Below are 9763 nucleotides of genomic sequence, written 5' to 3'. Positions count from 1 at the left end.
TTTTTTAATTTTAAAAACTTAAAATATATTTAATATTATACTAATCTATATTTATGGATATATTTTTGATATAGATATAATTACTTTAATAAGAATACTTATATAATTTATATAGTTACTATTATTGAATATATATTTTATTTTTGATATAAAAATATTTTTCTTTTATTCTATATAATTTTACAATATATTAAATGTATCTATTGGGATTTTAAACTGTTTTGATTCTGTCTAATTGAATGTTTTATTTGTTTATTTGATTTTTCCTTCAAAAAATTTATCTATCTAAAAAGAGGCTGAATATGGAATATCATAGGTATTTACATACCTTTGTTTCTTTGCGAATGATTAATAGTTAACTATGGCAAAGAACCTGAAGGAACAAACTATCTCGGCTCTGTTTTGGAGTTTCATGGATAAAGGAGGGCAGCAGATTTTTCAATTTGCGTTCCTTGTTGTTTTTGCCAGGTTATTAAGTCCGGTGGAACTTGGGTTGATTGGTGCTTTAGCAATCTTTACGGCTGTAGCTAACATGTTGCAAGAGAGTGGATTCTCGTCGGCTCTTATCCGGAATCAGAATATTGATGAAGAAGATAAATCTACCGTTTTTTATTTCAATATATCGGTTGGTATTGGTTGCTATGTTATTCTGTTTTTTACAGCTCCTTTGATCGCTAATTTCTTTGAGGAGCCGATTTTGACGAATTTATCGAGGTTTTTATTCCTTTCTTTCGTTTTTAGCGCTTTTGGGGTAGTACAAAATGTACATTTGGTCCGTAATATGGATTTCAGGAAGAGTACACAGATATCTGTTGTTTCTTCTATTCTGGCCGGCGGGATAGGTGTTGTTATGGCTTATAATGGATTCGGGGTCTGGAGTCTGGCAGCGCAGCAGGTTTTACAAGCATTATTCAGAATGGTACTTCTTTGGTTTTCTGTACGGTGGATACCTAGAGCTCCGTTTTGTTCTGGCCGGTTGAAATCGATGACGGGATACAGTAGTAAGTTGCTTCTTAATTCGTTATTTAATCAGATTGCGGCAAATGTTTCGTCTATTGTCATCGGGAAAAAGTTCTCGATGTTTGATTTAGGAAATTATAATCAGGCATTTAAGTTTGGAAACCTACCTCAGGGGATGATAGCATCCAGCATGCAATCTGTTGCTTTTCCTTTATTAAGTAAGCTTGGGGATAACCTTAATTCTAAGCGAAAGGCTTTCAGAAAGATAGTCCGTGTAGTGTGTTTTATATGTTTTCCGATAACTGCATTTACAATTGTCGCGGCCGAGCCTATAGTAATGGTTGTGTTGGAAGAAAAATGGGTTGGGGTTATTCCGATTCTGCAATTGTTGGTGATCGGTAGTTCGGTGCTTCCTCTATTTTACCTCTTGTCCTCGTTGTTGCAGGCTCTTGGAAAATCGGGATTGCTGTTAACTCTCGAAACTGCCAGAAATATTGTCACTCTATTGGTTATTATATATACAGTTCGTTTTGGAGTGAACGGCGTTGTACTGGGTACAAGTTGTATTGCCGTTATCTCATTTTTAGTTGCATATTATATAGCCGGAAAATGTATAGGATATACTATGTGGCAGGTTTTTAAAGATATTGTTCCTTATGGGTTAATTGCTATGGTAGCCTTTTTCCCGATGTACGGACTATCTTTTGTTATAAATAATAATCTCTTTTTGCTTACCGCCCAACTAATACTGGGAGGTATTATTTACCTGGCTATCTTAAAAATATTCGGATCGAAGGTCGTAGAGGATATGATTGATATTATCCGGAAAAAAGGGACAAAATGACCTGTTATTTTACTACTGACTCTATTTCTCCGTCAGAAAAACGGTTGGTTATAATCTCACCTTTCTTTATTTGGCTTACGCTTTTTATTATTTTATTACCTGCTAAAGTAAGAGTGTATCCCTTCTTCAGGATATTCTCGGGAGAGATCAATTCGATGTGTTGTTCCTTCGATATAAGATTGTGCTTTTGCTCCTGAATGAGTTTATTGACTGCATTTTTCAATCTTTCCGTAATCAGATGAAGCTTATTTAGCTGGTCTTTAGTTTTATCCTTTGTAATATATGAATACTTCGCCGATAAAGTTGTGAGTACGGCCGTTTCTTCGGTGAGCCTTTTGTTGGTTTCGAAAATGATCGAGTCTTGAATATTATTCAATTCATCTGCTGTTTCTGATATGTTCCGAAGTAAAAACTCAGCTACGGCAGTTGGGGTTTTGGCTCGTGTATGAGCTACTATATCCAGAACCGTATCATCCCGTTCGTGTCCTATTCCTGTAATAATCGGTAGGGGGAACTGGGCACAATTTGCAGCGAGTAGATACGAGTCGAAACTGCTGAGATCGGAAGTAGCGCCTCCTCCCCGGATGATGACTACAGCATCGAATTTACCGGTGTTTTCGTATATTCTGTCTAATGCGGCAATGATTGCACCTTCGGTACGTTCACCTTGCATTATCGCCGGAAACAGCTTGGTATAAAATATAAAACCTTCTTTATTTCCTTCGAGTTGATTACAAAAGTCTTCGTATCCGGCAGCGGTAGGGGACGAAATTATGGCGATGCGATTGGCTGGTTTTGCTAATTGCAGTTCTTTGTTTAGGGTTAGCACTCCTTCTTCTTCGAGTTGCTTGAGTATCAATGCCCGGTTTTTGACCTGGTCTCCCAGTGTATAGGTCGGGTCTATGTTGTGAACGTTCAGGCTATATCCGTATACTTCATGGAACTCGATGCTTACCTGTATCAGAACTTTCAGTCCGGAAGCGAAAGTTTGCCCTGTTTCTGATTCGAAATAGGCTTTGAGAAGCCTGAAAACATTTGACCAGATGCTTCCACGGGCTTTTGCTATAATGTTTCGGTTACTTGCATCTTTCTCGATGAATTCGAGATAACAATGCCCATTCTGATTGCAACGAACATCGCTCGTCTCGGCCTGTATCCAGAAAAGTTGGTCGAAGCTGGTCGTGAGGACTCCTCTTACCAGATTATTCAGTTCGTATAATGAAATTGCTGTTTGATCCATGTCTCTGAAAAGTTAGAAAGTTGTGTTTGATGAATTTGTGAATTCTTCCGCAAGAACCATCGCTTTCTGCATATCGGGAATCCCGTATCCATATCTATTATCCGGATTCTCGTATCTATCAGATGATTTCCGTATTATATCTAATAACTGTAGCGAAGTCAATTGAGGAAATGCTTGCCACAAACACGCTGCCATTCCGCATATAACAGGCCCCGAAAAAGATGTTCCGCTATTGAATGTGATGCTACCGTCTCCTCCTATTACATTGATTTTATCGCCCAAAGCCACTACATCCGGTTTTATTTTCGGGAGAGATAATAGCCCCACTGAGCTGAAAGAGGATAGGGTAGAATCGCGGCGAACCGAACCTACCGTAAGTACATCATCAACATCGGCAGGGACTGATATTGTCCGCCATGTTTTTGCCCCTTCGTTTCCGGCGCTGACTTCTACCAACATCCCTTTCTGAGTGGCTATTTTAGCTGCTTTGCTGATAAATGTTGTTTCTCCATCGATATGGTCGTGTGTATAACTCTCTGCAAACCGGTCGAATTTGGAGTAACCCAAAGAAGTATTAATCAAATCTACACCTACGCTATCGGCATATTCGGCGGCGGCCACCCAATAGTCTTCTTCGATAGGGTATTCCGATCGTCCGTCTTCCGACCTCAATAGCCAGTATCTAGCTTCGGGTGCTGTTCCTATGTATATATTCGGGCGGTTAGTCGCGAGTATGGATAATACGTTTAAACCATGTTCGCTACTCTTGAAAATATCGATTCCATCGTAAACAAAGTCTTTTATTCCCCTGATAAAAACATTGTCTAACATTAGTATGTCTTTCAGATTTTCATATCCGGCATCTATAATCGCAATTTCCAAGCCCTTGCCTTTATATCCTTTTTCGTGAAGCGCCTCTCCGTTCAGCATTTTTATCTGGTCGTATCCGTATCCGTATTTATTGTCAGCCTTGGGCTGAGGCAAGTCGATTTTCTTTCTCGAACGGTCTTGTGTTTTTGTGGTATCGCTTTTCCAAACGAAAGACACCTTTTCTACGAAACGGAAATCTTTGAGTATTTCCGATAGTAAGCTGTCGGTACAATATACGCTTACGGTATTCATCCACTTACTTCGTGCAACAACTTTGCAACCTGCCGACTCTATTTCTTTTATATATCTTTCGGATATGGGAATATCGGTTGAATCGATACTGATACCTTGTTTTTCTCTTCGTTCCAAAGCCCTTTTAGACAGAAATGCTTCGGGCTTACTTTCTGAATAGTTACTGTGAGCTTTGTCTTTAAGCTGTAGCCGGAACATATATCCGTCGGCAGCAAATGATGACAGCGAGAATATGAGCAATATGTAAAAAGAGGCGATTTTAAACATTTTATGGCATTTCATATTATGATAAACAAATATATAGATGATTCGGTACACAGCCAAAAACATAAAGTGACTAAAATGTGACATGTGCTGTTTACCGGTGTCACTTTTGTGTATTTACTAATGTGTTGTTTTTTAGTGTTTCACATCATAAAAAGTGACAAAGGTGACAAAAGTGACACTTTTTTCGACTTTTTTTTATTTTCTCTATTTCTGTATAGGTCATTTCTTTATAGATAAAATATGAGTATCTTTTCCACTATTTCGTTTCTTTATTTTTCAGTACTTTTGGATTCGGATAAATTGTTATTCTTGATTCATATAAAATAAAAAAGGATTAGCACCTTATATTTTATGAACGAAAACCAGCAGGGTTTATACACTAACATAACCTACTTTAAAGGACTAAATACACTTCGTTTTTTTGCGGCGTATCTGGTCGTTATCCATCATAGCGAGAGTATGAAACTCAAAAATGCTATCGGATCGCTTGGTTCGTTAAGCCTATTACAGAATGGAGGAAATGCGGTTACTTTTTTCTTTGTGCTTAGTGGCTTTCTTATTACTTATATTCTCCTGAAAGAACGGAAAAATACAGAAACGGTAAAAGTGAAAAACTTTTACCGGAAAAGAGTCTTGCGTATCTGGCCGCTTTATTTTTTGTTGGTTTTTCTGGGTGCTGTTATTATTCCGTTTCTTATTCAGCAGTTCCAGATCGATTACAAAGTACCTTATACTCTGAGTGAAGTGTGGCTGTATTTTTTACTGTTCTTTCCCGGATTAGTTACGTTTTATTACGGGCATCATATGCTGGAGCCTCTTTGGTCTATCGGGGTCGAGGAGGTGTTTTATCTCATATGGGCGCCTTTATTCAAATTTATCAGGAAGAATATCCTGGGGTTGCTTATTGGGGTTATTGTAGTCAAAGCTTTATTATCTATAATCCCCTTTTTTATCGATATGCCGGATTTGTATACCTTTCTGGTAAACATGCTTAAATTCGAGGCTATGGCTGTTGGCGGACTAGGCGCATACTTTATATTTAGAGCTAAGCGTAATCTAAATACTTTGTATTGTTATAAAAAGCCCGTGCAAGTGATCGTGTATCTGATACTGTTTATCTTTATTATTTTTGATACTAATATTTTATACCCGTTTTGGGACGTAGTTTTCGAAACGCCTGTGCTGTCTCCTCTGATTGTGAATTTTTTATTTCTGTACCTGATAGTAGGGGTTTCTATGATTTCGGGTAATATAATCAAGCTCGAAAATAAGTTCTTTTCTTATTTGGGTGAAATATCTTACGGAATCTATATGTACCACATAACGGTTATTTCGGCGGTGATTCTACTTTTGAAAAAATTGCCTGTTTCTTTCGGGTTTTATCCGCGTAATATTCTTTTCTATGTGCTGGTTACTGTAGGTACTATTCTGGTGGCGCACCTTTCTAAAAAATACTTCGAGAATTATTTCCTACGGATGAAGAAATAAAATATCAACCGGGTGGTTTCTGATTTCTTAATCCTGTTTAAGTTTCTTCTCAGGCAAGCTTACTAACTTTGTAAATATTATCAAACAAGTAAACTTTATAAAATATGGAAACGAAAAGACTTAATATGTATGCGACAGCACCCGAATTGTATAAAGCAATGTTGTCGCTCGAAAATGCTTTGCAGCAAACTTCACTTACCCCGATTGAAAAGGAACTGATAAAAATAAGAGCATCACAAATAAACGGTTGTGCTTTTTGCCTGAATATGCATACCCGTGATGCCCGTAAGATCGGAGAAACCGAACAACGGATTTATCTGCTCAATGCATGGCATGAAACGAATCTTTATACCGATACCGAGAAAATAATACTCCAATTGACCGAAGAAATTACGCATATCAGTAAGGGAGGTGTTTCGGATGCAACATACCGCGAAGCCGAAAAAATATTGGGGACTCCGAAATTGGCGGAGGTGATAATGGCGGTTGTAGTTATCAATGCATGGAACAGGATAGCTATTGCTACAACATTGCCGGTAGATTGATGCCGGCTAAGAATATTTACGACGGGATGGTCAGATTTTGATTATCCTGTTTTTTTATGTTAAAATAAATGGAGAATTTCCCGTAGGTAATAACTATCTGTTTATCTCTGTTTTCGTAAGAGAATATTTATAACTAACTTGCGGCTCTTTTTTAGAAGTTAGTTTTGCATTGTAAATCACACGAATGAAGGATTTTATAAAAGTCTTAAGGCGGTTTATCCCACCTTACAGAGGTCAACTCATACTAAGTTTCGTATTCAATATATTATCGGCGCTGATGAATGTATTTTCATTTGCCCTTATTGTACCTATATTGAATATTCTGTTCAGGATCGATGATAAAGTATATGATTTTGTTCCATGGATAAGTGCAGACGCGGCTTCCTTTATGCAAAAAATGGAGAGTATAGGAGGGGCGCTAAAGAATAATTTCTACTATTATTCGGCTCATTATATCGATCTGTATGGAGCAGCCAGTGTCTTGTTTGCGCTAGCTGTTGCGTTGATAATACTTACATTTATTAAAACCGGGGTTTATTACCTGAGTTCATATTTCTTGATACCGATCCGTACAGGAGTGGTGCGTGATATCCGCAATCAGATAAACGATAAAATACTCTCCTTGCCGCTTTCTTTTTTTTCCGAAGAACGTAAAGGGGACATAATTGCTCGTATGACCGGTGATGTGGGAGAGGTAGAAAACTCGATCATGAGTTCATTGGATATGCTGTTTAAGAACCCGATACTCATTTTGGTATATTTTACAACCATGTTAATTGTGAGTTGGCAACTTACCATTTTTGTGTTGGTTTTGCTTCCGTTATCCGGATTTGTGATGGGACGTGTAAGTAAAACATTGAAAAAGAAATCGGCAGAGGCTCAAAATAAGTGGGGAGAGCTGATGGCTCAAATTGAGGAGACTCTCGGAGGACTGAGGATTATCAAAGCATTTAATGCCGAGCAAAAAGTCTCGGATCGTTTTTACAGTGGAGGAAACGACCTTCGGCGTATGTCGAACCGTATAGCTCGCCGCCAGCAGTTGGCTCACCCGATGAGCGAGTTTCTGGGGACAGCTACTATCGCAGTTGTATTGTGGTACGGGGGGACGCTTATTTTAGGTAATGATGCTTCGATCACAGCTTCGAGCTTTATGTTCTATCTGGTGATGTTTTATAGTATTATCAATCCGGCTAAGGAATTTTCGAAATCGGCGTATGCCATTCAAAAAGGATTGGCCTCAATGGAACGTATTGATAAAATACTGAATGCCGAAAGTGATATTAATGACCCCGAAAACCCGGTTAAATTATCCTTTAACTCGGATATTGAATACAAAAACGTTTGGTTCAAATATAAAAATAACTGGGTGCTTCAGGATATAAACCTGACGATACCCAAAGGGAAGACTATTGCTCTGGTCGGACAATCGGGCTCTGGTAAGTCGACTATGGTAGATCTTCTTCCCCGTTTTTATGATGTGAATGAAGGACAGATTACAATTGACGGAGTCGATATCCGTCAGGCTCGTATTACTGATCTGCGTGGGCTTATGGGTAATGTCAATCAGGAGGCTATTCTGTTCAACGACACATTTTTCAATAACATAGCTTTCGGGGTCGAAAATGCGACAATGGAAGGGGTTGAAGAAGCAGCTAAGGTAGCCAATGCGCATGATTTCATTTCAGCCAGTGAAAACGGATACGATACTAATATCGGTGACCGTGGTGGTAAACTGTCCGGAGGTCAGCGTCAGCGCCTGAGTATTGCCCGTGCCGTATTGAAAAACCCTCAGATACTGATTCTGGACGAGGCTACATCTGCTCTCGATACCGAATCGGAACGCCTGGTACAGGAAGCTTTAGAGAATCTGATGCGGAACCGTACTACTATTGTAATTGCCCACCGTTTGTCGACAATCAAAAGTGCCGACGAAATTTGTGTGATGCACGAAGGGCGTATAGTAGAGCGTGGTCATCATGATGAGCTTTACGACCTTAACGGATATTACCGTAAGTTGTGCGATATGCAGAATTTTTAATAGAGTTTATTATTAGACGTCTTTTATAATTAAATACATAGATATCAAAATTATCAATAATTGATAGGCAGGAAGATTCCATCTTTTTGCCTTTTCTTTGCGCTTAATTCTAATTAGTTAGAATTTTATTTAGTTCATAAATTACTCATAAAATCACTGTATAATATGCAACTGTACAATGTAATGAGCGCAGATGAAAGGGCAAAACTAATAGACGAGGCCGGACAAAAACGGCTTACCCTATCCTTTTATGCTTATGCGCATATCAATGATCCACAAAAGTTTCGTGACGACTTGTTTCTTGAGTGGGACAAACTCGGTGTTCTCGGTCGTATCTATGTCGCACACGAAGGCATAAATGCCCAATTGTCGTTACCGGCCGAAAATCTGCAAACTTTTAAAGAATATCTTGATACATATCCGTTTATGAAAGATATCCGTTTAAATATAGCTGTTGAACAGGATAACAAATCATTCCTGAAATTGACTGTCAAAGTCCGAGAAAAAGTGGTTGCCGATGGCCTGAATGACGATACTTTTGATGTGACAGATATCGGGGTTCACCTGAAAGCCAAAGAATTTAATGAACTGATGGATGATCCCGATACGATAGTTCTGGATATGCGTAATCATTACGAAAGCGAGATCGGACATTTCGAAGGGGCTGTGACTCCGGATGTCACAACATTCCGCGAATCGTTGCCGATTATCGATGATATGCTCAAAGAGCATAAGGAAGATAAGAAACTGTTGATGTATTGTACAGGAGGTATTCGTTGCGAAAAAGCCAGTGCATACTTCAAACATCAGGGATTTAAGAATGTGTATCAGCTTGAAGGAGGTATCATCGAATATACCCGCCAGATAAAGGCCGAAGGGCTCAATAGTAAATTTATAGGTAAAAACTTCGTATTTGATAACCGTTTAGGCGAACGCATCACCGATGATGTGATTGCACATTGTCATCAATGTGGCAAACCGTGCGATACTCATACTAATTGTGCCAACGAAGGCTGCCATCTGTTATTTATCCAGTGTCCCGAATGTGCCGAAAAAATGCACGGATGCTGCTCTGACGAGTGCAAAGACATTGTGTTGCTTCCTGCCGATACCCAGAAAAAACTACGTAAAGGCATTCGGAATGATGCAATGATATATCGTAAAGGTAAATCGGATAAACTAAAAGTATTCAGATAAAACAGTCCTTTACCTATTTTATATATCTCTGCTGTTATTGACACGATAATAGCAGAGATTTT

General features: G+C 38.7%; 7 protein-coding genes. 5 read left to right on the top strand and 2 right to left on the bottom strand.

Annotated elements, in window-relative coordinates:
* The first annotated feature begins 361 nt into the window (after positions 1-361).
* A complete protein-coding gene (locus tag BUC12_RS17950; RefSeq protein WP_062178624.1) occupies positions 362-1804 on the top strand; it encodes a lipopolysaccharide biosynthesis protein in 1443 nt (480 codons plus the stop codon).
* A 4-nt stretch (positions 1805-1808) separates the two neighbouring features.
* On the opposite strand, the gene xseA is transcribed toward BUC12_RS17950, so the two are convergent.
* Positions 1809-3044 (bottom strand): exodeoxyribonuclease VII large subunit, encoded by a 1236-nt coding sequence (xseA, locus tag BUC12_RS17945; RefSeq protein ID WP_062178627.1) that lies wholly within the window; start codon positions 3042-3044, stop codon positions 1809-1811.
* 12 nt (positions 3045-3056) lie between these two features.
* Positions 3057-4448 (bottom strand): S8 family peptidase, encoded by a 1392-nt coding sequence (locus tag BUC12_RS17940; RefSeq protein WP_236689378.1) that lies wholly within the window; start codon positions 4446-4448, stop codon positions 3057-3059.
* Positions 4449-4784: 336 nt separating this feature from the next.
* On the opposite strand from BUC12_RS17940, the gene BUC12_RS17935 reads away from it, so the two are divergent.
* The 4 genes from BUC12_RS17935 to trhO all read left to right on the top strand — a co-directional run bounded on the left by BUC12_RS17935 (position 4785) and on the right by trhO (position 9701).
* Positions 4785-5921, top strand: coding sequence for an acyltransferase family protein (locus BUC12_RS17935; RefSeq protein WP_062178630.1), 1137 nt, complete (start codon positions 4785-4787; stop codon positions 5919-5921).
* A gap of 104 nt (positions 5922-6025) precedes the next feature.
* Entirely contained in the window at positions 6026-6466 is a 441-nt protein-coding gene (locus BUC12_RS17930) for a carboxymuconolactone decarboxylase family protein (RefSeq protein ID WP_062178633.1), read from the top strand.
* Between the two features lie 184 nt (positions 6467-6650).
* Entirely contained in the window at positions 6651-8504 is a 1854-nt protein-coding gene (locus BUC12_RS17925; protein ID WP_062178636.1) for an ABC transporter ATP-binding protein, read from the top strand.
* Between the two features lie 165 nt (positions 8505-8669).
* Positions 8670-9701, top strand: a complete 1032-nt coding sequence (trhO, locus tag BUC12_RS17920; RefSeq protein WP_062178639.1) for an oxygen-dependent tRNA uridine(34) hydroxylase TrhO — start codon at positions 8670-8672, stop codon at positions 9699-9701.
* Positions 9702-9763 lie beyond the last annotated feature (62 nt).

Origin of the sequence: Indolivaga macrotermitis (assembly GCF_900128985.1) — a bacterium.
GTDB classification, from domain to species: domain Bacteria; phylum Bacteroidota; class Bacteroidia; order Bacteroidales; family Dysgonomonadaceae; genus Dysgonomonas_A; species Dysgonomonas_A macrotermitis.
Note: the sequence above shows the minus strand (reverse complement) of the source record. Positions and strands in the feature narration are given on the sequence as shown.

Bases quoted from the DNA above. Each gene is read 5' to 3' on its own strand.
- BUC12_RS17940 (WP_236689378.1), bottom strand. From the start codon at position 4,448: ATGAAATGCCATAAAATGTTTAAAATCGCCTCTTTTTACATATTGCTC.
- xseA (WP_062178627.1), bottom strand. From the start codon at position 3,044: ATGGATCAAACAGCAATTTCATTATACGAACTGAATAATCTGGTAAGA.
- BUC12_RS17925 (WP_062178636.1), top strand. From the start codon at position 6,651: ATGAAGGATTTTATAAAAGTCTTAAGGCGGTTTATCCCACCTTACAGA.
- BUC12_RS17930 (WP_062178633.1), top strand. From the start codon at position 6,026: ATGGAAACGAAAAGACTTAATATGTATGCGACAGCACCCGAATTGTAT.
- BUC12_RS17950 (WP_062178624.1), top strand. From the start codon at position 362: ATGGCAAAGAACCTGAAGGAACAAACTATCTCGGCTCTGTTTTGGAGT.
- trhO (WP_062178639.1), top strand. From the start codon at position 8,670: ATGCAACTGTACAATGTAATGAGCGCAGATGAAAGGGCAAAACTAATA.
- BUC12_RS17935 (WP_062178630.1), top strand. From the start codon at position 4,785: ATGAACGAAAACCAGCAGGGTTTATACACTAACATAACCTACTTTAAA.